Origin of the sequence: Streptomyces sp. NBC_01006 (assembly GCF_045162725.1) — a bacterium.
Lineage (GTDB): Bacteria > Actinomycetota > Actinomycetes > Streptomycetales > Streptomycetaceae > Streptomyces.
Window position 1 is genome coordinate 4,178,680 of sequence record NZ_CP108700.1, and the last position, 26,248, is coordinate 4,204,927.

The window sequence follows — 26,248 nt, forward strand, 5'->3', positions numbered from 1 at the left end:
GCATGGCTTCGCAGACTGGCCGACAGCGCGTAACGGATGGGGAGGCAGGAACGACGGTGGCGGAACGTAGCACGGCTGCCGTCGACGTGGCCGACAACGGCGGCGACAAGCCGCCGGCCGCAGATGCGGCACAGGCCATGGCCGACGGGGTGGACACCCAGAACGGACGAGCCGCGGACGGACCCATGCCCGAAAAGGACGGCGAACGCAGGAAAGCGGCCCCTGCTGCCGCCCCCGAACTCCACAGCGGCCACAAGCTCGCCAGGCGCTACCGCCTCGAAGAGTGCGTCACCCGTCTGGACGGATTCAGCAGCTGGCGTGCCATGGACGAGAAGCTGCGCCGTGCCGTGGGCGTCCACCTGCTGCCCGCCGACCACCCCCGGGCCCGCTCCGTCCTGGCCGCCGCCCGCTCCTCCGCGCTGCTCGGCGACCCTCGGTTCGTCCACGTCCTCGACGCCGTGGAGGAGAACGACCTCGTCTACGTCGTCCACGAGTGGCTGCCCGACGCCACCGAGCTGACCGCGATCCTCGCCGCGGGCCCCCTGGAGCCCCACGAGGCCTACCAGCTCGTCACGCAGGTCTCCCAGGCCATGGCCGCCGCACACCGCGAGGGCCTGGCCCACCTGCGGCTGACGCCCAGCGCCATACTGCGGACCTCCACGGGCCAGTACCGCATCCGCGGGCTCGCCGTGAACGCCGCCCTGCGCGGCATCACCAGCGACACCCCGCAGCGCGCGGACACGGAGGCCATCGGCGCACTGCTGTACGCCGCCCTGACCCAGCGCTGGCCGTACGAGGACGACGCGTACGGACTGACGGGCCTGCCCAAGGGCGTCGGCCTGATCGCGCCCGACCAGGTCCGTGCCGGAGTGCACCGCGGGCTGGGGGAGCTCGCCATGCGCGCCCTCGCCAACGACGGGGCCACCGCTTCCCGGCAGGAGCCGCCCTGCACCACACCGGAGGAACTGGCGAAGGCGGTCGCCGCGATGCCCCGCATCCGGCCGCCGGAGCCCGCTTTCACCGCTCCGCCGGATTACCAGCACACCACCTACCAGCAGGGCAGCTACGGCCGTCCGCCGACTCACCCGGGCGCGTCGGCCACCCGCCCCATCGTTGTCCCGCCGCCCCCGCTGCAGAGCCGCACCGGTCGCGTCCTGAAGTGGGGTGTGGCCGCTCTGCTCATCGCCGCCCTGGGCCTGGGCAGCTGGCAGCTCGCCGACACCCTCCTGGACCACGTCAAGGGGGGCAGCGGCGGCACCGGCAACTCGCAGTCCACCAAGACCAAAGAGGACGAGAAGAAGCCGAAGGAGAGCAAGCCGCTGCACATCGCCGGCGCCTTCGTCTTCGGCAAGGAACCGATCAAGGCCGAGGATGCCGACAAGGCCGTCGACGGCAACCACGACACCGCGTGGGTCACCAAGATCTTCTACGGCTACGAAGGAAAGTTCGGCAACCTGGACGACTACGAGGACGGCAGCGGCATCGTCGTCGACCTCGGCAGCGTCCAGGACGTGACGGGCATCGACGTGGACATGCGCAGTGCGGGGCACAAGGTCGAGGTCCGCGCCGCAGCCCCCGAGGCCACCTCGCCGCGCGGCATCTCCGGCTTCCCCCAAGAACTCGTGAAACTGGGCAACGCGGGGAAGAACCTGCAGGCCACGCGGGACACTCCGATCAAGACCCGCTACGTGCTGGTCCACATCACCGCACTGCCCTCCGAGGGTGGCGGGGACGGCTACCGGGGTGGCATCAACGAGATCAAGGTGCTCGGTACGGCCGAATAGGACCAGACCGCCACCGATACGGGACCGCTGCGCCAACTGCGCAGCGGTCCCTCGTATTCAGCCCGCCCGACCCGTACGCTCCCTTCCGGAGGGAGGTGTGATGCACTCAGCCAGGGGAGACGACCGGAGCGACCAGGAGCTGCTGGCGCTGCATGCCGCCGGTGATCCCGATGCCTTCGGGGAGCTCGTTCGGCGGCACCGCGACCGGCTGTGGGCCGTGGCCCTGCGCACCCTCGGGGACCGCGAGGAAGCCGCCGACGCGGTGCAGGACGCCCTCGTCTCCGCCTACCGGGCCGCCCACACGTTCCGCGGCGAATCGGCCGTCACCACCTGGCTGCACCGCATCACCGTCAACGCCTGCCTCGACCGGGCCCGCAAGGCCGCCTCCCGCAGGACCTCGCCCCTCGACGACACGGAGCGCCTGGAGCGCCTCCTGGAGCCCCACGAGTCCGCCGAGGCACCGGCGGAGCGCCAGGACCTCCACCGGCAGCTCCTGGCCGCCCTCGGCACGCTCCCGGCCGAGCAGCGGGCCGCCCTGGTCCTCGTCGACATGCAGGCATACCCCGTCGCCGAGGCCGCCCGTATCCTCGACGTCCCCACCGGCACCGTGAAGAGCCGGTGTGCGCGCGGCCGGGCGAAGCTCCTCCCGATGCTCACTCATCTGCGCTCGAATGCCGGGGATAACACCGCCGCCGAGCGGGGAAGGAACCGGACGCCGGGGACACCCGTCCCACCAGCGGCAGACCCCAGTCAGCCAGCGCCAGACGCAGACACGGTGAAGGGCGGAGGTGGACGAACGTGACTCCCGCAACCGGCACGATCCGGCACCCTGACGTCTCGGAGATCTCCGACCTGACCGAAGGGCTCCTCTCCCCGGTCCGGAGCGCCGAGGTACGCCGCCATCTGGGCGACTGCCCGCTGTGCGCCGACGTCCACGCCTCCCTGGAGGAGATCCGCGGGCTCCTCGGCACCCTGCCGGGACCGCCCCGGATGCCCTCCGACATCGCCGGGCGCATCGACGCGGCCCTCGCCGCCGAAGCCCTCCTCGACTCCACCGCGCCCAGAGCGGAGCCCGTCCCGGACCCCGATGTTTCACGTGAAACATCGCCTGCCGCGCCCTCGGGTCCGGGCTCCGGGCGGCCCGCCGGTCACCCGGCCGGAGCAACCGGTCCCGGGCGCCGTCGCGCCCGCCGCCGGATCGCCGTCATCGCCGGCCTGGCCGGAGCGGCCGCCTGCGCTCTTGGGATCTTCCTCGCGGGCAACCTGCTCGGGACCGGCTCCCCGGACACCGCCGCCCGCAGATCCGCGACGAGCACGGCAGCCGCGACCCCCGTCGACGGCACGTACACCGCGCAGGGGCTCCAAGACAACGTGCACCGGCTCCTGGCCTCCGGATCCGGCGCCAAGACCGTCCCGCAGGAGGAACAGCCGAACAACACGTACGGATTGGAGAACACCACGCCCTCTCCGGGCCTGGCCCCCGGTGACGGCAACCGCACGACCGCCTCCTCCGTACCGGCCTGTGTCCAGGACGCCACCGGTCGCCCCGACACCCCGCTCGCGGCCGAACGGGGCAGCTACCAGGGCACCGAGGTCTTCCTCCTCGTCCTGCCGCACCCCGGCGACTCTGCCCGGGTGGACGCCTACCTCGTGGGCGTCCAGTGCACGAACACCCCGTCGACCGCCCCCGATAAACCGTTGCTGACCAGGACATATCCTCGAAGCTGACACCTTCGGGACCGCGAGGGAGCGGGCCGGGAATGCATGCGCCGTAGGATCCGTTGGGTGGGGTGAGACAACACACGGCCCCTTCGGCAAGCAGCGTGCAGTCCACAGAGACGAGGAAGAAACCCGTGAGCGACGTACGAAACGTGATCATCATCGGTTCCGGGCCGGCCGGCTACACCGCCGCCCTGTACACCGCACGCGCTTCGCTCAAGCCGCTGGTCTTCGAAGGCGCGGTCACTGCCGGTGGCGCGCTGATGAACACCACCGAGGTCGAGAACTTCCCCGGCTTCCAGGACGGCATCATGGGTCCGGACCTCATGGACAACATGCGCGGCCAGGCCGAGCGCTTCGGCGCCGAGCTCGTCCCCGACGACGTCGTGTCCGTGGACCTCACCGGTGACATCAAGACCGTCACCGACACCGCCGGCACCGTGCACCGCGCCAAGGCCGTGATCGTCACCACCGGCTCCCAGCACCGCAAGCTCGGGCTCCCCAACGAGGACGCGCTGTCCGGCCGCGGTGTCTCCTGGTGCGCCACCTGTGACGGGTTCTTCTTCAAGGACCAGGACATCGCCGTCGTCGGCGGTGGCGACACCGCGATCGAGGAGGCCACCTTCCTCTCGCGCTTCGCCAAGTCCGTCACCATCGTGCACCGCCGTGACAGCCTGCGTGCCTCCAAGGCCATGCAGGACCGCGCCTTCGCCGACCCGAAGATCAAGTTCGCCTGGGACAGCGAGGTCGCCGAGATCCACGGCGAGCAGAAGCTCTCCGGTCTGACCCTGCGCAACACCAAGACCGGTGAGACCTCCGAGCTCCCCGTGACGGGCCTCTTCATCGCCGTCGGCCACGACCCGCGCACCGAGCTGTTCAAGGACCAGCTGGAGCTCGACGAGGAGGGCTACCTCAAGGTCGAAGCCCCCTCGACGCGCACCAACCTCACCGGCGTGTTCGGCGCAGGCGACGTCGTGGACCACACGTACCGTCAGGCCATCACCGCCGCGGGCACCGGCTGCTCCGCTGCCCTGGACGCCGAGCGCTTCCTCTCCGCCCTCGCGGACGCCGAGAAGGCGCACGCCACGGTCTGACCCCTCGCCCATCCCCACACCCCACACCCCGCAGCAAGAATTAGGAGGCCGCAGTGGCCGGCACCCTCAAGAACGTGACCGACGCCGACTTCGACGCCGAGGTCCTCAGCAGCGACAAGCCTGTCCTGGTGGACTTCTGGGCCGAATGGTGCGGCCCGTGCCGCCAGATCGCCCCGTCCCTGGAGGCCATCGCGGCCGAGTACGGCGACGAGATCGAGATCGTCAAGCTCAACATCGACCAGAACCCGGACACGGCCGCCAAGTACGGCGTCATGTCCATCCCGACCCTGAACGTCTACCAGGGCGGCGAGGTCGTCAAGACCATCGTGGGTGCCAAGCCGAAGGCCGCCATCCTGCGTGACCTCGATGGCTTCGTGACCATCAAGCCGACCGTCTGACGGTTGGAAGCTCCACCCGGCTGCCGCCGGGAATGTTTCACGTGAAACGGGGCCGCCCCCTTGAGGGGCGGCCCCGTTCGCACATCACAGCGGGCGCAGCGCGGGTTCCTTGCGTGCCGCACCGAGCAACCGGTCCAGCGCGAGCTCCACGTCTTCCTTCCACGAGAGCGTCGAGCGCAGCTCCAGCCGCAGTCGCGGGTGGACGGGATGCGGCCGCACCGTCTTGAAGCCCACGGCCAGCAGGTGGTCCGCCGGCAGCAGGCATGCCGGGCCCTCCCAGCGCGCGTCCCCGAACGCCTCGATCGCCCGGAACCCGCGCCTCAGCAGGTCCTTGGCCACCGTCTGGACCATCACCCGCCCCAGACCCTGACCCTGATAGCCCGGCATGATCCACGCCGTGATCAGCTGGACCGCATCCGGGGAGACCGGACTCGTCGGGAAGGCCGTGGCCCGCGGTACGTACGCCGGCGGCGCGTACAGCACGAATCCCACCGGGATCTCGTCCACGTAGACCACGCGTCCGCACGAACCCCATTCCAGCAGGACGGCGGAGATCCACGCCTCCTTCTCCAGCGCCGGAGTCCCCGCCTTCACGGCGGCCTCACCGCTGACGGGATCCAACTCCCAGAACACACAGGACCGGCAACGCCGAGGTAGGTCCTGAAGGTTGTCCAGCGTGAGTGGTACCAACCGACGCCCCATGAGCGCATCGTATCCACAGCCCGAATCAGGCGAAACCGCAACAAGGCAAAGGGGCGGACCGCGCCGGTTCACACCGGCACGATCCGCCCCTCGGCGGCCGGGGAGTCACTCCCCGGACAGACCCTGCTCCAACACCCGGCCCTCGCCCGGCGCCAATGTCCCCAGAATCCGCTCCAGATCCTCCATCGAGGCGAACTCGACGGTGATCTTGCCCTTCTTCTGGCCCAGATCCACCTTCACGCGCGTCTCGAACCGGTCCGACAGCCGCGTCGCCAGTTCACTGAGCGCGGGAGCCACCCGGGCGCCGGCCCGCGGACCCTTCGGCTTCACGGGGCCGTCAGGCTCCGAGCCCATCAGCGAGACGATCTCCTCGACCGCACGCACCGACAGGCCCTCGGCCACGATCCGGTGCGCCAGCTTGTCCTGGGCCTCGGAGTGCTCCACCGACAGCAGGGCTCGCGCATGTCCGGCGGACAGCACACCCGCGGCCACCCGGCGCTGAACCGGCGGCGAGAGCTTCAGCAGGCGCAGCGTGTTGGACACCTGCGGACGCGAACGCCCGATCCGGTCCGCCAGCTGGTCGTGCGTGCAATTGAAGTCCTGGAGCAGCTGGTCGTACGCGGCCGCCTCCTCCAGGGGGTTCAGCTGCGCCCGGTGCAGGTTTTCCAGCAGCGCGTCCAGCAGCAGCTTCTCGTCGTCCGTCGCCCGGATGATCGCCGGAATCCGCTCCAGACCGGCCTCCCGGCAGGCCCGCCAGCGACGCTCGCCCATGATGAGCTCGTAGCGGCCCGGAGCCGACTGCCGCACCACCACCGGCTGGAGCAGACCCACCTCCTGGATGGAGGTGACCAGCTCCGCCAGCGCGTCCTCGTCGAACACCTCACGGGGCTGCCGCGGGTTCGGCGTGATCGAGTCCATCGGGAGCTCGGCGAACGTCGCCCCGGCCACCACATTGGCCTCGGGCTCCACCGCATCCGGCTCATCCGCCACCGCAACCGCAGTCATCGCCGCAAGCGATGTTTCACGTGAAACATCGGCCTGCGCATCGGCCTGCGCCAGCGAAGCCAGCTTCGCCGCCGCGACCCCGCGTTCCGAAGGCAACATCGGCACCGCCGACGGAGACGTCGAGCCGGCACCGATCACCGGCGGCGTCTTCTCCTGGGGAGCGGCGGGGATCAGCGCGCCGAGCCCCCGCCCCAGACCCCTACGTCGCTCACTCACTGGATCCCCTCCGCCACACTCTGCGTGCTGTTCATGCCCGCGCCCAGATGGGCGTGCTGGGCGTCGTACGAAATTCCGGCCCCCCGCAGCGCGATCTCTCGCGCAGCTTCCAGGTAGGAAAGAGAACCACTCGAACCCGGATCGTAGGTGAGCACCGTCTGGCCGTAACTCGGCGCCTCGGAAATGCGCACCGAACGCGGGATGCTCGTGCGGAGCACCTCCTTGCCGAAGTGGGTGCGCACCTCCTCCGCCACCTGCGAGGCCAGGCGGGTCCTGCCGTCGTACATCGTCAGCAGGATCGTCGACACGTGCAGCGTCGGGTTCAGGTGGGCCCGTACCAGGTCGACGTTGCGCAGCAGCTGGCCCAGACCCTCCAGTGCGTAGTACTCGCACTGGATCGGGATCAGCACCTCTGCGCCGGCCACCAGGGCGTTCACCGTCAGCAGCCCCAGCGAGGGCGGACAGTCGATCAGGATGTAGTCCAGCGGCTGCTCGTACGCCTGGATGGCCCGCTGGAGCCGGCTCTCGCGAGCCACCAGAGACACCAGCTCGATCTCCGCACCCGCCAGGTCGATCGTGGCCGGAGCACAGAAGAGCCCCTCCACGTCCACCACCGGCTGGACGACCTCCAGCAGCGGCCGGCTGTCCACGAGCACGTCGTAGATCGAGGGCACATCCGCGTGGTGGTCGATCCCGAGCGCCGTGGACGCGTTGCCCTGCGGGTCGAGGTCGACCACCAGGACCCGCGCACCGTGCAGGGCCAGCGAGGCCGCCAGGTTCACGGTCGTCGTGGTTTTGCCCACGCCGCCCTTCTGGTTGGCGACCACGATGACCCGCGTCTGCGCCGGGCGGGGTAGCCCCTCACCAGCGCGCCCCAGCGCCTCGACCGCCAGCTGGGCGGCACGGCCGATGGGCGTGTCATTGTCTACAAGGGGCGACGATGTTTCACGTGAAACATCGTCGCTCGCTGATTCAGAGCGGGGACCGGGGACCGGGTCGGCCATCGGCCCCGCGAGGTTGGCGTCGGACCGCACGGTGTCACTCTCCTCGACTTCAGGCTCGCGATGAACAGAGCCTGCCATGACACCCGGGTCGCGAACCAGCGGGGCCCGTACTCCTGTGGATGAATCCACCGTTGTGGACAACTCCGTCCCCCCTTCGCCCTTACGGTGACGAGGGGACGCAGCCGCACGACCGCGGCTGATGATTCCGTGCAGCAGAGAGCGACGTTTCACGTGAAACACGATGCCCGGACACTGCCCAGCCAGGGTCTTCGGGCCGCTACGACACTCCGAAATCCATACCTATAGGGCTCAATGCCCCGGAAATCAGCGACGCCGACGGGTCCGGCTGGTACGAGCGGCCTTAGCCCGCTTGGCCGCGAACCTCACCCCGCCGGGGCTTTCTCCGACCTCGACCCGCACGACGGTGGACAGGGGATCCACCACGCCCTCGCCCACCTGCAGCACCGAGGTCTTCACCACACCGAGCTTCGCCAGTGCGGTCTTCGCCGCCACCAGCTCTTCCTCGGCGGTGTCGCCCTTGAGCGCCAGCATCTCCCCGTACGGACGCAGCAGGGGCACGCCCCAGCCCGCCAGCCGGTCCAGCGGAGCCACGGCTCGCGCAGTCACCACGTGCACCGGCTGCACCTTGCCCAGCATCTCCTCGGCCCGGCCGCGCACCACCGTGACATGGTCCAGGCCCAGCAGCTCCACGGCCTCCTGCAAGAAGGTCGTCCGCCGCAGCAGAGGCTCCAGCAGCGTGATCTTCAGATCCCGCCGCACCAGAGCCAGCGGAATGCCGGGCAGGCCGGCGCCCGAACCGACATCGCAGACGGTGACGCCCTCGGGCACCACCTCCGAGAGCACCGCACAGTTCAGCAGGTGCCGCTCCCACAGGCGCGGCACCTCACGCGGGCCGATCAGGCCGCGCTTGACCCCCGCGTCCGCCAGCAGCTCCGCATACCGCACAGCTTCCGGGAAAAACTCGCCGAACACCGCGCGCGCCTCTTCAGGCGCCGGGGGAAGCTCCGCTGCCTCCGTCACGGGGACCGTCCTTCCGTACCGCATGGATCGTTGAAAACGCACTGCTCGAACTGGCACCGCCCAGGCCGGCACTGCCAGGCTGACAAACTTCGGCCCCGTCTGCGACACAGACGGGGCCGAACACTCAGGCTTGCGGTCAGGCCGGGAGCACGACGACGAAGCGCTGCGGCTCCTCGCCCTCCGACTCGCTCTTCAGACCGGCAGCCGCCACGGCGTCGTGGACGACCTTGCGCTCGAAGGGCGTCATCGGCGCCAGCTTCAGCGGCTCACCCGACGCCTTCACGTCCGCCGCCGCCTGGGCACCGAGCGCCGCCAGCTCCTCGCGCTTCTTCGCACGGAAGCCCGCGATGTCCAGCATCAGCCGGCTGCGGTCCCCGGTCTCGCGGTGCACGGCGAGGCGGGTCAGCTCCTGCAGAGCCTCCAGGACCTCACCGTCGCGCCCCACGAGCTTCTGGAGATCACGGCTGGCAGAGTCACTGACGATCGACACCGCGGCCCGGTCGGCCTCGACGTCCATGTCGATGTCCCCGTCCAGGTCGGCGATGTCCAGCAGACCTTCCAGGTAGTCGGCCGCGATCTCACCCTCCTGCTCAAGGCGGGTCAGGGTGTCGCCACTCTCAGCGGCGGCGGTGGTGGTGCCTTCCGTCACGGGAGGGACTCCTTCTTACTTCTTGGAAGAGGGCTTGGGGGGCGTCTGGCGCTGCGACTTCGTCTGCCGCTTCGGCTGCTGCCGCTTGGCGGCACCGCCGCTCGCCGCGTCCGCGTCGGCCGTGGCCTCGGCACTCTTGATCACAGACCCGTCCGCCTGCGCAGCCAGTCCCTGCTTCGTGAGAGCCGTGATGAACTTGCGCTCGTTGTCGTTGCGGTCCGGGCCCTTGGCCACGATCGCCGCGACGATCTTCTTCTTGCCCCGGCCCTTGACGTCTCCGTGCGTGCTGACGTGCTTCAGCAGACGGGTCAGGTACTGGTCCTGAGCCTTGCTTCCCGGGGTCGGGTTCTGGTTGATCACGTACATCTGCTGGCCCATGGTCCACACGTTCGTGGTCAGCCAGTAGACGAGAACACCCACGGGGAAGTTGATGCCCATGACGGCGAAGATCAGCGGGAAGATGTACATCAGCATCTTCTGCTGCTGCATGAACGGCGTCTTGACCGAGAGGTCGACGTTCTTCTGCATGAGCTGGCGCTGGGTGTAGAACTGCGACAGCGACATCATGACGATCATGACCGCGGTCACGATGCGGACATCCGTGATCGAGGCGCCCAGGGAGGCGGCCTTCTCGGCGCTGTCCGTGAACTTCGCCGCCAGCGGGGCGCCGAAGATGTGCGCCTGACGCGCGCTCTCCAGCAGCGACTGGTTGATGACACCGATCGTCTGACCGTTGGCGATGGCCGAGAGCACGTGGTACAGCGCGAAGAAGAACGGGGACTGCGCCAGGATCGGAAGGCACGAGGAGAGCGGGTTGGTACCCGTCTCCTTGTACAGCTTCATCATCTCTTCGGACTGGCGCTGCTTGTCGTTCTTGTAGCGCTCCTGGATCGCCTTCATCTTCGGCTGGAGCGCCTGCATGCCACGCGTCGCTTTGATCTGCTTCACGAAGAGCGGGATCAAGCAGATGCGGATCAAGACCACCAGGGACACGATGGACAGGCCCCAGGCCCAGCCGCTGTCCGGGCCGAAGATCGCACCGTACAAGCTGTGGAACTGGACGATGACCCACGACACGGGCGTGGTGATAAAGCTGAACAGACTGGCAATCGTGTCCACTAATCAGGCTCCTTGAGCATTGCGAGATCTACGCAACGCACTGCGCAGCTGCTCGTGCCAACGCGGGCGTTTACGGGGTGGGACGTGATCGACACCACCGGCGGACCACGGATTGCACCGCAGGATCCGCCAGCCGGTCAGAACCGTCCCCTTCACCGCACCATGCCGGTCGATGGCCGTGAACCCGTAGTGCGAGCACGAGGGGTAATAACGGCACACCGGCCCGAGCAGCGGACTGATCGTCCACTGGTACAGCTTGATCAATGCGAGCAGCGGGTACTTCATCGAGCCACGCCTCCCAGGAGCCGCGTCAGAGCGGCATCCAGGTCCCGGGCCAGTTCGTCGGCACCGGCGTCACCCGCTCCGGGCAATGCCCGCACCACCACCAGGCTACCGGCGGGCAGCTGGGAGAGCCGCTCGCGGACAAGATGGCGCAAACGGCGCTTCACCCGGTTACGGACGACGGCGCCACCCACGGCCTTGCTGACGACGAAACCCGCACGCGTCGAGGGATCGATCTCCCCCGGCTCGTGCGGGTCCGTTGCACCGCTTGTACGTAGGTGGACGACGAGGAGCGGGCGACCTGCCCGCCTGCCTCGGCGTACCGCGCTCGCGAAGTCCTCACGCCGCCTCAGCCGATTTTCGGGAGACAGCACGACGTCACGACCTGCGCGTTGTTACGCGGAGAGGGCGGCGCGGCCCTTGCTACGGCGGTTCGCCAGGATCGCGCGACCGGCACGGGTACGCATCCGGAGACGGAAGCCGTGGGTCTTGGCACGACGGCGGTTGTTCGGCTGGAAGGTGCGCTTGCTCACTCGGGGGCTCCAGAGAATGAATCGTTGTGGCGGGACATCGCCTGGCTGTCACCGTGCGCCCACGAGGAAACTCGCGTGTTCGCCCGAGTGGCACCGCTAAACGATCACAAAAGGTGATCTTCGCCCATCGGTAGGCAGGCGGCAGCAGCCATCGACAACTCGACCTCGTTACGGTACGCGCGGCTACGCCATCCGGTCAAACCGAGGCGACGTGCCCCCACACTGTGCACAGGCTGTGGACAACGACTTGAACCGTACCCGTCGGCCTGACTACCGTTGTCTGATCCCGGATTTTTTGTCCCGACCGTCCCAAAGAACCACACATTCGTGGGACCCCTGTGAGAGAGCGTGCTCTGTGGCTGACGTACCTGCCGATCTTGCCGCAGTGTGGCCAAGGGTGCTCGAGAAGCTCCTCGGGGAGGGACAGCAGTCGATCGAGCCCAAGGACAAGCAGTGGGTCGAGCGCTGCCAGCCCCTGGCCCTCGTCGCCGACACCGCGCTGCTCGCCGTCCCCAACGAATACGGCAAGCGCGTCCTGGAGGGCCGGCTCGCCCCGCTGATCAGCGATGCGCTCAGCCGTGAGTGCGGCCGACCCATCCGTATCGCGATCACCGTGGACGACTCCGCCGGCGAGCCCGCGCCCCTGCCCGCATCCCCCCAGCAGCGCCCCGAGCCGTACGAGCCGTACGGCGGCCCGCGCGGCGGCGGCCACAACGGCGCCGGCGGACCCTCCGACGACCAGCTCCCGACCGCCCGCCCCGCCTACCCGGACTACCAGCAGTCGCGCCCCGAGCCCGGCTCCTGGCCCCGCGGCGGCCAGCAGGACGACTACGGCTGGCAGCAGCCGCGCCTCGGCGGCTTCCCCGAGCGCGATCCGTACGCCTCCCCGCAGCCGGGCTACCTCCAGCAGTCCGACTCCGGCGGGTACGAGCAGGGCTCCTTCGACCAGCAGCAGTACGAGCAGCAGCAGTACGAGCCCCGCCAGACCCAGCAGTCCCACCAGTCCCACCAGTACGAGCAGCAGCAGTACGAGCAGCCGGCCCCGCGCCCGGCGCCCGGCCGGCCCGCGCCGCCCCCGTCCCCGTCGGGCGGCTCGACCTCGGGCCCGCTGGAGCCGACCGCCCGGCTCAACCCCAAGTACCTGTTCGACACGTTCGTCATCGGCGCGTCCAACCGCTTCGCGCACGCCGCCGCGGTGGCCGTCGCCGAGGCGCCCGCCAAGGCGTACAACCCCCTCTTCATCTACGGGGAATCGGGCCTTGGCAAAACGCATCTTCTGCACGCCATCGGGCACTACGCGCGGAGCCTGTACCCCGGCACCCGGGTGCGGTACGTGAGCTCCGAGGAGTTCACCAACGAGTTCATCAACTCGATCCGCGACGGCAAGGGCGACGCGTTCCGCAAGCGCTACCGCGAGATGGACATCCTGCTCGTCGACGACATCCAGTTCCTCGCGAGCAAGGAGTCGACGCAGGAGGAGTTCTTCCACACCTTCAATACGCTCCACAACGCCAACAAGCAGATCGTGCTGTCCTCCGACCGGCCGCCCAAGCAGCTCGTCACCCTGGAGGACCGGCTCCGTAACCGCTTCGAGTGGGGCCTGATCACCGACGTCCAGCCGCCCGAGCTGGAGACCCGTATCGCGATCCTGCGCAAGAAGGCCGTACAGGAGCAGCTCAACGCCCCGCCGGAGGTACTGGAGTTCATCGCCTCCCGCATCTCGCGCAACATCCGCGAGCTGGAGGGGGCGCTGATCCGGGTCACGGCCTTCGCGAGCCTGAACCGGCAGCCGGTCGACCTGGGCCTGACCGAGGACGTCCTCAAGAACCTGATCCCCGGCGGTGAGGACTCCGCCCCCGAGATCACGGCCACGGACATCATGGCGGCCACCGCGGACTACTTCGGCCTCACCGTGGACGACCTGTGCGGTTCCTCGCGCAGCCGCGTCCTGGTCACCGCCCGGCAGATCGCCATGTACCTGTGCCGGGAGCTCACGGACCTGTCCCTGCCCAAGATCGGGGCGCAGTTCGGCGGCCGCGACCACACCACGGTCATGCACGCGGACCGCAAGATCCGGGCCCTGATGGCGGAGCGGCGGTCCATCTACAACCAGGTCACCGAGCTCACCAACCGCATCAAGAACGGCTGAGCCAGGGGCCTCTTCAGCCGGGCCGGCGGGCCCGGCTGAGCCTCTTCAAACGCTTCCAGAGGGCGCTCCCGGGGTACTTCGGGGGCGCCCTTCTTCGTCCGCGCGCCCCTGGTCTGTTCGAATACGCCCCCTGTGGAGCAACTCATCCACAGATTTCCCGACTTTCTTCCGTCCACAGGCTGGGGACTGCTTCCGTCACCCACAATTTGTCCACAGGGCTGCGGGATGAGGCACCATCAGCACTGGTCAGCCCCCTGTGGATTTGTGCGCAAGCGTCATCCACAGGCTGTGGACAGAACTTTCGTCCACAGGGTCGTCCACTCCTCTGTCCACCGCCGACCCACAGGTTCCCGCACTCTGTGCACAGGATCCGACGAGTTACCCACACCGCTGTCCACTGTTCGGCAACGTTCCACCTCCCGTCACCACCCGGAGTGAAAGCCGTCACACGGAAGTCGACGTTTGGGCTGTGGAGTACTGGGGGAAACCTGGGGACACACCTGTGGAGTAGTCGGGGTCACCTGGGGATGGCCTGTGCAGAAGTTTTTGTTCTCCACAGAGACACGGGGTTGTCCACCGGTGTCACCCACAGGGTCGGTGGATAAAAAACGCGGGTTGACCTGCGAGAACGGGCTTATCCACCGTTTCCACAGGCCCTACTACTACCCCCATAGAGAGTTAGCCCGGTTTCGGTTTTCAAGCGGGTCCTGTGCACAACTCGGTGGGGACGCCTCCCCGACACCTCGCTCCCGACTTGACCTCCGGCAGCACCGACTGTCGGCGCCGTACGTCAGACTGGTGCCCGGCACCGAGGCTCCGAGCCATCGAGGGCATCGAGGCATCGGGCCGAGAACGAAGGCCGGCAGACGAGCGAGCAACAGCAGGAGGCGGTTCCGGTGAAGATCCGGGTGGAGCGCGACGTACTCGCGGAGGCGGTGGCCTGGGCTGCCCGTAGCCTCCCGGCCCGGCCGCCGGTGCCCGTTCTCGCGGGCCTGCTGCTGAAGGCCGAGGAGGGCACGCTGTCCCTCTCCGGCTTCGACTACGAGGTCTCGGCCCGCGTCTCCGTCGAGGCGGACGTCGAGGAGGACGGCACCGTCCTCGTCTCCGGCCGGCTGCTCGCCGACATCTGCCGCGCCCTCCCCAACCGCCCGGTGGAGATTTCCACAGACGGTGTACGGGCGACCGTGGTCTGCGGCTCCTCGCGATTCACACTCCACACCCTGCCTGTGGAGGAATACCCGGCGCTGCCGCAGATGCCGACCGCGACCGGCACGGTGCCCGGTGAGGTCTTCGCCTCCGCCGCCGCCCAGGTCGCCATCGCCGCCGGCCGCGACGACACGCTGCCCGTGCTGACCGGTGTCCGCATCGAGATCGAGGGCGACCGCGTCACCCTGGCCTCCACCGACCGCTACCGCTTCGCGGTCCGCGAGTTCCTGTGGAAGCCGGAGAACCCGGACGCCTCCGCCGTGGCCCTGGTGCCCGCGAAGACGCTCCTGGACACCGCCAAGTCCCTGACCAGCGGTGACACCGTCACCCTGGCGCTGTCCGGCTCCGGCGCGGGCGAGGGCCTCATCGGTTTCGAGGGCGCCGGCCGCCGCACCACCACCCGCCTGCTCGAAGGCGACCTGCCGAAGTACCGCACGCTGTTCCCGACGGAGTTCAACTCCATCGCCGTCATCGAGACCGCCCCGTTCGTCGAGGCCGTCAAGCGCGTGGCCCTGGTCGCCGAGCGCAACACCCCGGTCCGCCTCAGCTTCGAGCAGGGCGTGCTGATCCTGGAGGCCGGCTCCTCCGACGATGCACAGGCTGTGGAACGTGTGGACGCCAAGCTTGAGGGCGACGACATCTCGATCGCCTTCAACCCGACCTTCCTGCTGGACGGCCTGAGCGCGATCGACTCGCCGGCCGCGCAGCTGAGCTTCACCACGTCCACCAAGCCGGCGCTGCTGAGCGGCCGTCCGGCGGTCGACGCCGAGGCGGACGAGGCGTACAAGTACCTGATCATGCCGGTGCGTCTGTCCGGCTGACGCACGCTTACGTCGGGCCCGGTCTCGCAGGCGCGGGGCCGGGCCCGACGGCGTTCGCCCCCCGTACGCACAGCCCTTACGCAGAACCCGTACGACGAGTCGGCCGCACAGCCGTCCGGCGCCTCGTACGGCCGTCCTTGGAGCGCCCGTGGCGCCCCGCGGCAGCGCCCGGCGTAGGCTCGGAGCCTGGGTGTGCCCCCGGTGATTCAGGGGAACCCGGCACAGACGGCCACAACGCTTAAGGAACCACCTGATGGAGCTTGGTCTCGTCGGTCTCGGCAAGATGGGCGGCAACATGCGCGAGCGCATCCGCCGCGCAGGCCACACCGTCATCGGATACGACCGCAACCCGGACCTTGCCGATGTCCACAGCCTGCGGGAACTTGTGGACAGCCTGCAGGCCCCCCGCGTCGTGTGGGTGATGGTCCCGGCAGGTGCGGCGACGCAGTCCACCGTCGACGAACTCGCCGAGCTGCTCTCGATCGGCGACGTCGTCGTCGACGGCGGCAACTCGCGCTGGACCGACGACGAGAAGCACGCCGCCGAGCTGGCCGCCAAGGGCATCGGCTTCGTCGACTGCGGTGTCTCCGGCGGCGTGTGGGGCCTGGAGAACGGCTACGCGCTCATGTACGGCGGCGAAAAGGACCACGTCGCACGCGTCCAGCCGATCTTCGACGCCCTCAAGCCCGAGGGCGAGTTCGGCGCCGTGCACGCCGGCAAGGTCGGCGCGGGCCACTTCGCGAAGATGGTCCACAACGGCATCGAGTACGCCATGATGCAGGCTTACGCCGAGGGCTGGGAGCTCCTGGAGAAGGTGGACTCGGTCACCGACGTCCGCGAGGTCTTCCGCTCCTGGCAGGAGGGCACCGTCATCCGCTCCTGGCTGCTGGACCTGGCCGTGAACGCCCTCGACCAGGACGAGCACCTGGAGCAGCTGCGCGGATTCGCGCAGGACTCGGGCGAGGGCCGGTGGACGGTGGAGGCGGCGATCGACAACGCCGTGCCGCTGCCCGCGATCACCGCCTCGCTCTTCGCGCGGTTCGCGTCCCGCCAGGACGACTCGCCGCAGATGAAGATGATCGCCGCGCTGCGCAACCAGTTCGGTGGCCACGCGGTCGAGAAGGTCTAGTCCACAGCCGCTCCACAGCTGCTCCACAGGGGCACATGGCGGTACACAGAAGCACAGAGCAGAGCAGCAGGAAGCCGGGGGAGGTCGGCGCCGTATGCATGTTTCGCATCTCTCACTGGCCGACTTCCGCTCGTACGCCCGGGCCGAGGTCCCCCTCGACCCGGGCGTCACGGCTTTCGTGGGCCCCAACGGCCAGGGCAAGACGAACCTGGTCGAGGCCATCGGCTACCTGGCCACGCTCGGCAGCCACCGCGTCTCCTCGGACGCCCCGCTGGTCCGGATGGGCGCGGACCGCGCCGTCATCCGGGCGGCCGTCACCCACGGCGCGCGCCAGCAGCTGGTCGAGCTGGAGCTGAACCCGGGGCGAGCCAACCGCGCCCGCATCAACCGGTCCTCGCAGGTCAGGCCCCGGGACGTGCTGGGGATCGTACGGACGGTGCTGTTCGCGCCGGAGGACCTGGCGCTGGTGAAGGGGGACCCCGGGGAGCGCCGGCGGTTCCTCGACGAGCTCGTCACGGCCCGCTCGCCGCGGATGGCGGGGGTCCGGTCGGACTACGAGCGGGTGCTCAAGCAGCGCAACACCCTGCTGAAGTCGGCGGCGATGGCCCGGCGGCACGGCGGCCGCTCCATGGACCTCTCCACCCTCGACGTGTGGGACCAGCACCTCGCGCGCGCGGGCGCGGAGCTGCTGGCGCAGCGCCTCGACCTGATCGCGACGCTGCTGCCGCTCGCGGACAAGGCGTACGAGCAGCTGGCGCCCGGCGGCGGCCCGCTGGGGCTCGCGTACAAGTCCTCGGCCGCCGGCGAGGCCGGGGACGCCGTGGAAGGCGTGGAAGGCGGCGGGGCCCGGACCCGCGAAGCCCTGTACGAGGTGCTGCTCGCCGCCCTGGCCGAGGTGCGCAAGCAGGAGATCGAGCGCGGCGTGACCCTGGTGGGCCCGCACCGCGACGACGTGCTGCTGCGCCTGGGCGACCTCCCTGCGAAGGGGTACGCCAGCCACGGCGAGTCCTGGTCGTACGCGCTGGCGCTGCGGCTGGCCTCGTACGAGCTGCTGCGCTCGGAGGGCGCCGAGCCGGTGCTGATCCTGGACGACGTGTTCGCCGAGCTGGACGCGCGGCGCCGGGAGCGGCTCGCGGAGCTGGTGGCCCCGGGCGAGCAGGTGCTGGTGACGGCGGCGGTGGACGACGACGTTCCGGGGGTGCTGGCGGGGACCCGGTTCGGGGTGTCCGGCGGTGAGGTGACCCGGCTGTGAGCGGCGGCGACGAGCAGGAACCCCGTACGACGGAGCCTCGTACGACGGAACCCCGCAAGGTCCCCGAGCCCTCGGGCGTGGACCTCGCCCGGCAGGCACTGGCCGCGGCCCGCGAGCAGGCGCGGGCCCGGGGCAACGCGGCCGGAGGGAAGAACAAGTACCGCCCCGGCCTGCGCTCGGGCGCCCGCGCGGACGGCCGCGACCCGATGCCGCTGATGGCGGCGCTGGACCGGCTGCGCACCGAGCGCGGCTGGGAGATGCCGATGGCGGTCGCGGGCGTGATGGAGCGCTGGCCGGAGATCGTCGGGCCGGAGATCGCGGCGCACTGTGAACCGGACCGGTACGAGGACCGTGAACTGGTCGTGCGCTGTGATTCCTCTGCCTGGGCGGCGCAGCTCAAGCTGCTGGCCCCGCAGCTGGTGGCGCGGCTCAACGCGGACCTGGGCCAGGGCACCGTCCGGATGATCAAGGTCCAGGGCCCGGGCGGGCGCCCGAAGCGGTACGGACCGCTGCGCGCGCCGGGCAGTACGGGTCCGGGGGACACGTACGGATAGCCCCGGATCGCGTGGCGTCCCTCACGGTAGCGGGAGGTTGACAGGCCGAAGCGCTGGACGCCCGCGTGAGCCTCTTTGAGCCCCTTCCCGGATATGGGGAGTCGGAGAGAGGAGGTTCAGGGCGGCACATGCGGACTCAGGTACCGGCAAACCCCCATTCATGTCCGTGGTACCGGTAGACTGAAGCGAATCCCGCCCTCGGGCGGGATCTCGCTGACAAACGCTGACAACGCAGATCGACGCAGCCGCTCCTGCTTGCATGCCTGCTGGCCCGGAGTACGGCCTGTGCTGTGCCAGAAAGGGCGCTTCGTGGCCGATTCCGGCAACCCCAACGACAACCAGTCCACAGCCGGCGAGAACGGCGAGGTCACCGCCTCGTACGACGCCAGTGCGATCCAGGTCCTCGAGGGCCTGGACGCGGTCCGCAAGCGGCCAGGCATGTACATCGGCTCGACCGGTGAGCGCGGGCTGCACCACCTCGTGTACGAGGTGGTGGACAACTCGGTCGACGAGGCCCTGGCCGGGCACGCGGACACCATCGACGTCACGATCCTCGCCGACGGCGGTGTGCGGGTCATCGACAACGGCCGTGGCATCCCGGTCGGCATCGTGCCGTCCGAGGGGAAGCCGGCGGTCGAGGTCGTACTGACGGTCCTGCACGCGGGCGGCAAGTTCGGCGGTGGCGGCTACGCCGTCTCCGGCGGTCTGCACGGTGTGGGTGTGTCCGTCGTGAACGCCCTGTCCACGAAGGTGGCGGTCGAGGTCAAGACCGACGGCTACCGCTGGACCCAGGACTACAAGCTCGGTGTCCCGACGGCGGCCCTCGCGCAGAACGAGGAGACCGACGAGCACGGCACGTCCGTGACCTTCTGGGCCGACGGCGACATCTTCGAGACGACCGAGTACTCCTTCGAGACGCTCTCGCGCCGTTTCCAGGAGATGGCCTTCCTCAACAAGGGCCTGACCCTGACGCTGACCGACGAGCGCGAGTCGGCGAAGGCGACCGTCGGCGCGGACTCCGCCGAGGCCGAGGCCGAGGAGCCCCAGGCGCGCACGGTCAAGTACCACTACGAGGGCGGCATCGTCGACTTCGTGAAGTACCTGAACTCGCGCAAGGGCGAGCTCATCCACCCGACCGTCATCGACGTCGAGGCCGAGGACAAGGAGCGCATGCTCTCGGTCGAGATCGCGATGCAGTGGAACTCGCAGTACACGGAGGGCGTGTACTCCTTCGCGAACACGATCCACACGCACGAGGGCGGTACGCACGAGGAGGGCTTCCGGGCCGCGCTGACGGGTCTGGTGAACCGTTACGCGCGCGACAAGAAGCTGCTCCGCGAGAAGGACGACAACCTCGCCGGCGAGGACATCCGCGAGGGTCTGACGGCCATCATCTCGGTCAAGCTGGGCGAGCCGCAGTTCGAGGGCCAGACGAAGACCAAGCTGGGCAACACGGAGGCCAAGACCTTCGTGCAGAAGGTCGTCCACGAGCACCTCAACGACTGGTTCGACCGCAACCCGGTCGAGGCCGCGGACATCATCCGCAAGTCGATCCAGGCGGCCACGGCCCGCGTCGCGGCCCGCAAGGCCCGCGATCTGACCCGCCGCAAGGGCCTGCTGGAGAGCGCCTCGCTGCCGGGCAAGCTGTCGGACTGCCAGTCGAACGACCCGACCAAGTGCGAGATCTTCATCGTCGAGGGTGACTCGGCCGGCGGCTCCGCGAAGTCCGGCCGCAACCCGATGTACCAGGCCATCCTGCCGATCCGCGGCAAGATCCTGAACGTCGAGAAGGCCCGTATCGACAAGATCCTCCAGAACACCGAGGTCCAGGCGCTGATCAGTGCCTTCGGTACCGGTGTGCACGAGGACTTCGACATCGCCAAGCTCCGCTATCACAAGATCATCCTGATGGCGGACGCCGACGTCGACGGCCAGCACATCAACACCCTGCTGCTGACCTTCCTGTTCCGCTTCATGCGGCCGCTGGTCGAGGCCGGGCACGTGTACCTGTCGCGCCCGCCGCTCTACAAGATCAAGTGGGGCCGGGACGACTTCGAGTACGCGTACTCGGACCGCGAGCGCGACGCCCTGGTCGAACTGGGCAAGCAGAACGGCAAGCGGATCAGGGAAGACTCGATCCAGCGCTTCAAGGGTCTGGGCGAGATGAACGCCGAGGAGCTGCGCGTCACGACCATGGACGTGGACCACCGCGTGCTCGGCCAGGTCACCCTCGACGACGCGGCCCAGGCCGACGACCTGTTCTCGGTGCTCATGGGTGAGGACGTCGAAGCCCGGCGCTCCTTCATCCAGCGCAACGCCAAGGACGTTCGGTTCCTCGACATCTGAGTCGGCCTCCGCTGACCGCCTGAAAGGACTTCTGACCAGCAATGGCCGACGAAACCACCCCCACCGCAGAGAATCCCGCGGAGGAGCAGCCCGTGCTGCGCATCGAGCCCGTCGGGCTTGAGACGGAGATGCAGCGCTCCTACCTCGACTACGCGATGTCCGTCATCGTCTCGCGCGCGCTGCCCGACGTACGGGACGGCCTCAAGCCGGTCCACCGCCGCGTGCTGTACGCGATGTACGACGGCGGCTACCGGCCCGAGAAGGGCTTCTACAAGTGCGCCCGCGTCGTCGGTGACGTCATGGGTACGTACCACCCGCACGGCGACAGCTCGATCTACGACGCCCTGGTCCGCCTGGCCCAGCCGTGGTCGATGCGCATGCCGCTCGTGGACAGCAACGGCAACTTCGGCTCCCCGGGCAACGACCCGGCGGCCGCGATGCGCTACACCGAGTGCAAGCTGATGCCGCTGGCCATGGAGATGCTCCGGGACATCGACGAGGAGACCGTCGACTTCACGGACAACTACGACGGCCGCAACCAGGAGCCGACCGTCCTGCCGGCCCGCTTCCCGAACCTGCTGGTCAACGGCAGCGCCGGTATCGCGGTCGGCATGGCCACCAACATCCCGCCGCACAACCTGCGCGAGGTCGCGGCCGGCGCCCAGTGGGCGCTGGAGCACCCGGACGCCTCGCACGAGGAGCTGCTGGACGCGCTCCTGGAGCGGATCAAGGGCCCCGACTTCCCGTCGGGCGCGCTGGTCGTGGGCCGCAAGGGCATCGAGGAGGCGTACCGGACCGGGCGCGGCTCGATCACGATGCGCGCGGTGGTCGAGGTCGAGGAGATCCAGAACCGCCAGTGCCTGGTGGTCACGGAGCTTCCGTACCAGACGAACCCGGACAACCTGGCGCAGAAGATCGCCGACCTGGTGAAGGACGGCAAGATCGGCGGCATCGCCGACGTGCGCGACGAGACCTCGTCGCGGACGGGCCAGCGCCTGGTGATCGTGCTCAAGCGCGACGCCGTCGCCAAGGTCGTGCTGAACAACCTGTACAAGCACACCGACCTCCAGACGAACTTCGGCGCGAACATGCTGGCGCTCGTGGACGGCGTGCCGCGCACGCTGTCGGTCGACGCGTTCATCCGTCACTGGGTGCAGCACCAGATCGAGGTCATCGTCCGGCGTACGAAGTTCCGCCTGCGCAAGGCGGAGGAGCGGGCGCACATCCTGCGCGGCCTGCTCAAGGCGCTGGACGCGATCGACGAGGTCATCGCGCTGATCCGGCGGAGCAACACCGTCGAGATCGCGCGCGAGGGCCTGATGGGCCTGCTGGAGATCGACGAGATCCAGGCCAACGCGATCCTGGAGATGCAGCTGCGGCGCCTGGCGGCCCTGGAGCGGCAGAAGATCGTCGCCGAGCACGACGAGCTCCAGGCGAAGATCAACGAGTACAACGCGATCCTGGCCTCGCCGGAGAAGCAGCGCTCGATCGTCAGCGAGGAGCTCGCGGCCCTCGTCGAGAAGTTCGGCGACGACCGGCGCTCCAAGCTGGTCCCCTTCGACGGCGACATGTCCATGGAGGACCTGATCGCCGAAGAGGACATCGTCGTCACGATCACCCACGGCGGCTACGTCAAGCGCACCAAGACCGAGGACTACCGCTCGCAGAAGCGCGGCGGCAAGGGCGTACGCGGCACGAAGCTGAAGCAGGACGACCTGGTCGACCACTTCTTCGTGTCCACGACGCACCACTGGCTGCTGTTCTTCACGAACAAGGGCCGGGTCTACCGCTCCAAGGCGTACGAGCTGCCGGACGCCGGCCGCGACGCCCGCGGGCAGCACGTGGCGAACCTGCTGGCCTTCCAGCCGGACGAGAAGATCGCCCAGATCCTCGCGATCCGCGACTACGAGGCCGCCCCGTACCTGATCCTGGCCACCAAGGGCGGCCTGGTGAAGAAGACTGCGCTCAAGGACTACGACTCGCCCCGTTCGGGTGGTGTCATCGCGATCAACCTCCGCGAGACGGAGGACGGTGGCGACGACGAGCTGATCGGCGCCGAGCTGGTGTCCGCCGAGGACGACCTGCTGCTGATCAGCAAGAAGGCGCAGTCGATCCGCTTCACGGCGACCGACGACGCGCTGCGCCCGATGGGCCGCGCCACCTCGGGCGTGAAGGGCATGAGTTTCCGCGAAGGTGACGAACTGCTCTCCATGAGCGTGGTGAGGCCGGGTACGTTCGTCTTCACCGCGACCGACGGCGGCTACGCCAAGCGGACGCCGGTCGACGAGTACCGCGTCCAGGGCCGTGGCGGTCTGGGCATCAAGGCCGCCAAGATCGTGGAGGACCGCGGATCGCTCGTCGGGGCGCTCGTCGTCGACGAGACGGACGAGATTCTCGCCATCACGCTCGGCGGTGGTGTGATTCGTACGCGAGTCAACGAAGTCAGGGAGACCGGCCGTGACACCATGGGCGTCCAGCTGATCAACCTGGGCAAGCGCGATGCCGTGGTCGGTATCGCTCGTAACGCCGAGGCCGGTCAGGATGCTGACGAGGTCGAGGAGACCGAGACAGCCGAAGGACAGGCCGCCGAGGCCGCCGAGGGCACGCAGCCCTCGGCCGGGGAGCACGAGGAGTAAGTCGTGAGTGGAGCCACGGGCGCCGGACCGGCCAAGACTGGGGAGGACGGTACCCGTGGCCCCGCCGCGGACTCCCCGGACGGGGGCGCCGAGTCCGCCGAGGTCAAGGGGAGGACCGTGACGGACACCCGCAAGCCGAAGCAGGAGAAGGCCGCCCCGGCGCCCGCGCCGGCGGCGCCGGCCGCCGCGCCGGCCGGCCGGCCGACGGAGCAGCCGTACCACCCGCCGCAGGCGTACGCGGCGCCCACGGCCCCGGGCGCGCCGCGGGGCGCCGGGGACGCCGCTGCGCAGCGCAAGCCGCGTACGGGGGCCCGTACGACGCCCAGGACGCGCAAGGCGCGGCTGCGGGTGGCCAAGGCCGACCCCTGGTCGGTGATGAAGGTCAGCTTCCTGCTGTCGATCGCGCTGGGCGTGTGCACGATCGTGGCGGCGGCGGTGCTGTGGATGGTCATGGACGCCATGGGCGTCTTCTCGACCGTCGGCGGCACCATCAGCGAGGCGACCGGGTCGAACGAGAGCAACGGCTTCGACCTCCAGTCGTTCCTGTCGCTGCCGCGCGTTCTGATCTTCACGTCGGTGATCGCGGTCATCGACGTGGTGCTGGCGACGGCGCTGGCGACGCTGGGCGCGTTCATCTACAACTTGTCGGCGGGCTTCGTCGGCGGTGTGGAGCTCACGCTCGCCGAGGACGAATGACCGCTGATTGACCTGCGGGGACTGCCCCGGGGAACGGATTTTGGCGGGACCGTGTCTGTGCGCTAATCTTCAGGAGTCAGCGCGCAGCGCGGATGGGGCTATAGCTCAGTTGGTTAGAGCGCATCCCTGATAAGGATGAGGCCACAGGTTCAAATCCTGTTAGCCCCACAGTGAAGAAGACCCCCAGGCCCCCGGCCTGGGGGTCTTCTTCGTAGGGTCAGTTGAGGGCTTCCCAGGTCACCGAACGGTATCGGTGCGTGTGTATTGTTGGCCGTCAGAAGTCCCCAACGTCAATGAAAGACGAGGTCGCGCGGTGAAGAAGCTGCTCCTGGTCGCACTGGCCGCCATCGGCGGGCTCCTCGTGTACCGCCAGATCCAGGCGGACCGCGCCGAGCAGGACCTGTGGACGGAGGCAACTGACTCCGTGCCCTCTGGTTCCGGTGTGTGAGACCGAAAGCTGATCTCATGAAGCCCCGGCTGCCGCTGCGGCCGGGGCTTTGTGCTGTTCTGTGACGAAAAATTACGTTCTGCAAAGATTTGGCTTGCGCTAGCAAAATCGGGGTGGCGTGATGGGGCGGGTACGGACGACGGTGCTGGTGGGGGCGGCGGCCCTGGCGCTGGCCGGGGGCCTTCCGGGGGCGGTGCAGGCCGCCACGGCGCCTCCGCAGCCGGCGGCGGGGTATCAGGGCGCCGAGGGCGCCAAGAGGATCGAGGGCAGTCCCAGCAGCGCGGACGCCCCGCTCGTGGCGGCCGGGCAGGCCTACGCGGACACCATCGGGCCGGGCGAGCGCGTCTACCGGCTGAATCTCGACGACGCCTCCAGCGCCTACTTCTCGGCCGTTCTCCAGCCCCCGCGCGGCGCCAAGGTCGGCTACGGCGACGGCCTGGAGGTCGAGATCATGACCAAGGAGGGCGGGCGCTGCCCGAACAACCCCGGCCGGGCGGGCTTCGGCTACGACCCGGTCCCCCTCGGCGCGGTCGGGGTCCGGCGGCTGGCGGAGGACGCCGAATGCCAGGGCGCCGGTGTCTACTTCGCGAAGGTCACCCGCACCGCCGCCAAGGACTCCGACCCGGGCGCGTGGCCGGTGGAACTGCTGCTCCAGCGCGAGCCCGGCCTCGCCGCCGGCAGCACCCCCACCACCGCGCCCAGCGTCTGGCCCTCGGCCTCGCCGACGCTGCCCGGCAGCGAGCCGGTGGCGCGCAGCGGGGGCACCGGCTTCAACGACGCCCGGGCGCTGGGCAGCGGGGTCTGGCGGGACGACCTGCGGCCCGGGCAGACCCGCTTCTACCGGGTCCCGCTCGACTGGGGACAGCAGCTGGGGCTCAGCGCCGAGCTCGCCGGCGCCAGGATGACCAAGTCGTACGGGTCGGCCTCGGGCGGGCTCAGTGTCGCGCTGTACAGCCCGTACCGGGGCCTGGTCGAGGACAAGGACATCCCGTACGCCGGCAAGCAGGCGGGCGTCACCCTGCCGAAGACGGCGCCGGTGGCGTACGAGAACCGCTTCTCGGACACCGGCGAGGTACGGGGGGTCCGGCTGGCGGGCTGGTACTACATCGCGGTGACCCTGGGCGCGAAGGTCGGCGAGTTCACGGAGGACGCGAGCCCGGTCCCGCTGACGCTGCGCATGGACGTGACCGGCGGCCCGGCCAAGGGGCCCGCGTACAAGGAGAGCCTGACCGCGGCCGGGTTCGGGGTCGGCGCGGACGAACGGGCGGCCGCCAGGGACGGGCTCACCGCCCCCGAGGCCGCGGCGGCGGCCGACGGGCGCTCGGTGATGCGGGTGGTGGCCGGTGCGGGCTTCGGCACCGGGACCGTACTGCTGCTCGTACTCGGCGGATGGTTCCTGCTGGGCCGGCGTCACGGGCGGACCGCGTAAGGCGAACCGGATCCGGATCGGATCCGGGTCCGGTCC

Annotated in this window: 24 protein-coding genes and 1 tRNA gene; 16 read left to right on the forward strand and 9 right to left on the reverse strand. The window is 69.3% G+C overall.

The window, feature by feature from the left end; all coding sequences use genetic code 11:
* The first annotated feature begins 56 nt into the window (after nt 1–56).
* The 5 genes from OG509_RS19080 to trxA all read left to right on the forward strand — a co-directional run bounded on the left by OG509_RS19080 (nt 57) and on the right by trxA (nt 4,995).
* Nucleotides 57–1,784 carry a protein kinase family protein gene (locus tag OG509_RS19080; RefSeq protein WP_406183660.1) on the forward strand — a complete coding sequence of 576 codons (1,728 nt, stop codon included), beginning with the start codon at nt 57–59 and terminating at the stop codon, nt 1,782–1,784.
* Between the two features lie 100 nt (nt 1,785–1,884).
* Nucleotides 1,885–2,586: an RNA polymerase sigma factor SigM gene (gene sigM, locus OG509_RS19085; RefSeq protein ID WP_406183661.1), complete on the forward strand. Its 702-nt coding sequence runs from the start codon at nt 1,885–1,887 to the stop codon at nt 2,584–2,586.
* Entirely contained in the window at nt 2,583–3,512 is a 930-nt protein-coding gene (locus tag OG509_RS19090; RefSeq protein ID WP_406183662.1) for an anti-sigma factor family protein, read from the forward strand. Before sigM ends, OG509_RS19090 begins: the two co-directional genes overlap by 4 nt.
* Before the next feature lie 125 nt (nt 3,513–3,637).
* Entirely contained in the window at nt 3,638–4,597 is a 960-nt protein-coding gene (trxB, locus tag OG509_RS19095; protein WP_359170007.1) for a thioredoxin-disulfide reductase, read from the forward strand.
* Nucleotides 4,598–4,650: 53 nt separating this feature from the next.
* Nucleotides 4,651–4,995 carry a thioredoxin gene (gene trxA / locus OG509_RS19100; RefSeq protein WP_406183663.1) on the forward strand — a complete coding sequence of 115 codons (345 nt, stop codon included), beginning with the start codon at nt 4,651–4,653 and terminating at the stop codon, nt 4,993–4,995.
* An 84-nt stretch (nt 4,996–5,079) separates the two neighbouring features.
* Here the strand turns inward: trxA and OG509_RS19105 are convergent, their stop codons facing one another.
* The 9 genes from OG509_RS19105 to rpmH all read right to left on the reverse strand — a co-directional run bounded on the left by OG509_RS19105 (nt 5,080) and on the right by rpmH (nt 11,546).
* A complete protein-coding gene (locus OG509_RS19105) occupies nt 5,080–5,697 on the reverse strand; it encodes a GNAT family N-acetyltransferase (protein WP_385585731.1) in 618 nt (205 codons plus the stop codon).
* Nucleotides 5,698–5,802: 105 nt separating this feature from the next.
* On the reverse strand, nt 5,803–6,918 hold the full coding sequence (locus OG509_RS19110) for a ParB/RepB/Spo0J family partition protein (protein ID WP_406183664.1): 1,116 nt from the start codon (nt 6,916–6,918) through the stop codon (nt 5,803–5,805).
* On the reverse strand, nt 6,915–8,000 hold the full coding sequence (locus OG509_RS19115) for an AAA family ATPase (protein WP_406183665.1): 1,086 nt from the start codon (nt 7,998–8,000) through the stop codon (nt 6,915–6,917). Before OG509_RS19115 ends, OG509_RS19110 begins: the two co-directional genes overlap by 4 nt.
* Nucleotides 8,001–8,246: 246 nt before the next feature.
* Nucleotides 8,247–8,987 carry a 16S rRNA (guanine(527)-N(7))-methyltransferase RsmG gene (rsmG, locus tag OG509_RS19120; RefSeq protein WP_037835282.1) on the reverse strand — a complete coding sequence of 247 codons (741 nt, stop codon included), beginning with the start codon at nt 8,985–8,987 and terminating at the stop codon, nt 8,247–8,249.
* 112 nt (nt 8,988–9,099) lie between these two features.
* Nucleotides 9,100–9,612 carry a R3H domain-containing nucleic acid-binding protein gene (locus OG509_RS19125; RefSeq protein ID WP_030153171.1) on the reverse strand — a complete coding sequence of 171 codons (513 nt, stop codon included), beginning with the start codon at nt 9,610–9,612 and terminating at the stop codon, nt 9,100–9,102.
* A gap of 15 nt (nt 9,613–9,627) precedes the next feature.
* Nucleotides 9,628–10,731 carry a membrane protein insertase YidC gene (gene yidC / locus OG509_RS19130; protein WP_406183666.1) on the reverse strand — a complete coding sequence of 368 codons (1,104 nt, stop codon included), beginning with the start codon at nt 10,729–10,731 and terminating at the stop codon, nt 9,628–9,630.
* Nucleotides 10,732–10,734: 3 nt separating this feature from the next.
* Complete coding sequence (gene yidD, locus OG509_RS19135) at nt 10,735–11,016, reverse strand: membrane protein insertion efficiency factor YidD (protein WP_078613072.1); 282 nt, start codon at nt 11,014–11,016, stop codon at nt 10,735–10,737.
* Nucleotides 11,013–11,387, reverse strand: a complete 375-nt coding sequence (gene rnpA, locus OG509_RS19140; RefSeq protein WP_078621799.1) for a ribonuclease P protein component — start codon at nt 11,385–11,387, stop codon at nt 11,013–11,015. Before rnpA ends, yidD begins: the two co-directional genes overlap by 4 nt.
* Nucleotides 11,388–11,408: 21 nt before the next feature.
* A complete protein-coding gene (rpmH, locus tag OG509_RS19145) occupies nt 11,409–11,546 on the reverse strand; it encodes a 50S ribosomal protein L34 (protein WP_018547628.1) in 138 nt (45 codons plus the stop codon).
* Between the two features lie 397 nt (nt 11,547–11,943).
* Between rpmH and dnaA the strand changes: the two genes are divergently transcribed.
* The 11 genes from dnaA (at nt 11,944) to OG509_RS19200 (ending at nt 26,212) form a co-directional block, all read left to right on the forward strand.
* Nucleotides 11,944–13,695: a chromosomal replication initiator protein DnaA gene (gene dnaA / locus OG509_RS19150; protein WP_406183667.1), complete on the forward strand. Its 1,752-nt coding sequence runs from the start codon at nt 11,944–11,946 to the stop codon at nt 13,693–13,695.
* An 896-nt stretch (nt 13,696–14,591) separates the two neighbouring features.
* The gene (gene dnaN / locus OG509_RS19155; RefSeq protein ID WP_030153167.1) at nt 14,592–15,722 is read left to right on the forward strand and encodes a DNA polymerase III subunit beta; all 1,131 of its coding nucleotides are present in this window, start codon (nt 14,592–14,594) and stop codon (nt 15,720–15,722) included.
* Between the two features lie 253 nt (nt 15,723–15,975).
* Complete coding sequence (gene gnd, locus OG509_RS19160; protein ID WP_406183668.1) at nt 15,976–16,851, forward strand: phosphogluconate dehydrogenase (NAD(+)-dependent, decarboxylating); 876 nt, start codon at nt 15,976–15,978, stop codon at nt 16,849–16,851.
* A gap of 94 nt (nt 16,852–16,945) precedes the next feature.
* Nucleotides 16,946–18,103, forward strand: coding sequence for a DNA replication/repair protein RecF (gene recF / locus OG509_RS19165; protein ID WP_406183669.1), 1,158 nt, complete (start codon nt 16,946–16,948; stop codon nt 18,101–18,103).
* Nucleotides 18,100–18,657 carry a DUF721 domain-containing protein gene (locus OG509_RS19170; RefSeq protein WP_406183670.1) on the forward strand — a complete coding sequence of 186 codons (558 nt, stop codon included), beginning with the start codon at nt 18,100–18,102 and terminating at the stop codon, nt 18,655–18,657. Before recF ends, OG509_RS19170 begins: the two co-directional genes overlap by 4 nt.
* A 285-nt stretch (nt 18,658–18,942) precedes the next feature.
* Nucleotides 18,943–21,003, forward strand: coding sequence for a DNA topoisomerase (ATP-hydrolyzing) subunit B (gyrB, locus tag OG509_RS19175; protein ID WP_406183671.1), 2,061 nt, complete (start codon nt 18,943–18,945; stop codon nt 21,001–21,003).
* A 41-nt stretch (nt 21,004–21,044) separates the two neighbouring features.
* Entirely contained in the window at nt 21,045–23,639 is a 2,595-nt protein-coding gene (gyrA, locus tag OG509_RS19180; protein WP_406183672.1) for a DNA gyrase subunit A, read from the forward strand.
* Nucleotides 23,640–23,642: 3 nt separating this feature from the next.
* A complete protein-coding gene (locus tag OG509_RS19185; RefSeq protein ID WP_406183673.1) occupies nt 23,643–24,335 on the forward strand; it encodes a DUF3566 domain-containing protein in 693 nt (230 codons plus the stop codon).
* Between the two features lie 94 nt (nt 24,336–24,429).
* Nucleotides 24,430–24,503, forward strand: a tRNA-Ile gene (locus OG509_RS19190).
* 145 nt (nt 24,504–24,648) lie between these two features.
* A complete protein-coding gene (locus tag OG509_RS19195; protein ID WP_208809277.1) occupies nt 24,649–24,783 on the forward strand; it encodes a DLW-39 family protein in 135 nt (44 codons plus the stop codon).
* A 121-nt stretch (nt 24,784–24,904) separates the two neighbouring features.
* Nucleotides 24,905–26,212, forward strand: coding sequence for a hypothetical protein (locus OG509_RS19200; protein WP_406183674.1), 1,308 nt, complete (start codon nt 24,905–24,907; stop codon nt 26,210–26,212).
* The last annotated feature ends 36 nt before the right edge of the window (nt 26,213–26,248 follow it).

Excerpts from the sequence above, each read along its gene's own strand:
- sigM (WP_406183661.1), top strand. The coding sequence starts at position 1,885 with ATGCACTCAGCCAGGGGAGACGACCGGAGCGACCAGGAGCTGCTGGCG.
- OG509_RS19105 (WP_385585731.1), bottom strand. The coding sequence starts at position 5,697 with ATGGGGCGTCGGTTGGTACCACTCACGCTGGACAACCTTCAGGACCTA.
- OG509_RS19115 (WP_406183665.1), bottom strand. The coding sequence starts at position 8,000 with ATGGCAGGCTCTGTTCATCGCGAGCCTGAAGTCGAGGAGAGTGACACC.
- rsmG (WP_037835282.1), bottom strand. The coding sequence starts at position 8,987 with ATGCGGTACGGAAGGACGGTCCCCGTGACGGAGGCAGCGGAGCTTCCC.
- yidD (WP_078613072.1), bottom strand. The coding sequence starts at position 11,016 with ATGAAGTACCCGCTGCTCGCATTGATCAAGCTGTACCAGTGGACGATC.
- gnd (WP_406183668.1), top strand. The coding sequence starts at position 15,976 with ATGGAGCTTGGTCTCGTCGGTCTCGGCAAGATGGGCGGCAACATGCGC.
- recF (WP_406183669.1), top strand. The coding sequence starts at position 16,946 with ATGCATGTTTCGCATCTCTCACTGGCCGACTTCCGCTCGTACGCCCGG.
- gyrA (WP_406183672.1), top strand. The coding sequence starts at position 21,045 with ATGGCCGACGAAACCACCCCCACCGCAGAGAATCCCGCGGAGGAGCAG.
- OG509_RS19200 (WP_406183674.1), top strand. The coding sequence starts at position 24,905 with ATGGGGCGGGTACGGACGACGGTGCTGGTGGGGGCGGCGGCCCTGGCG.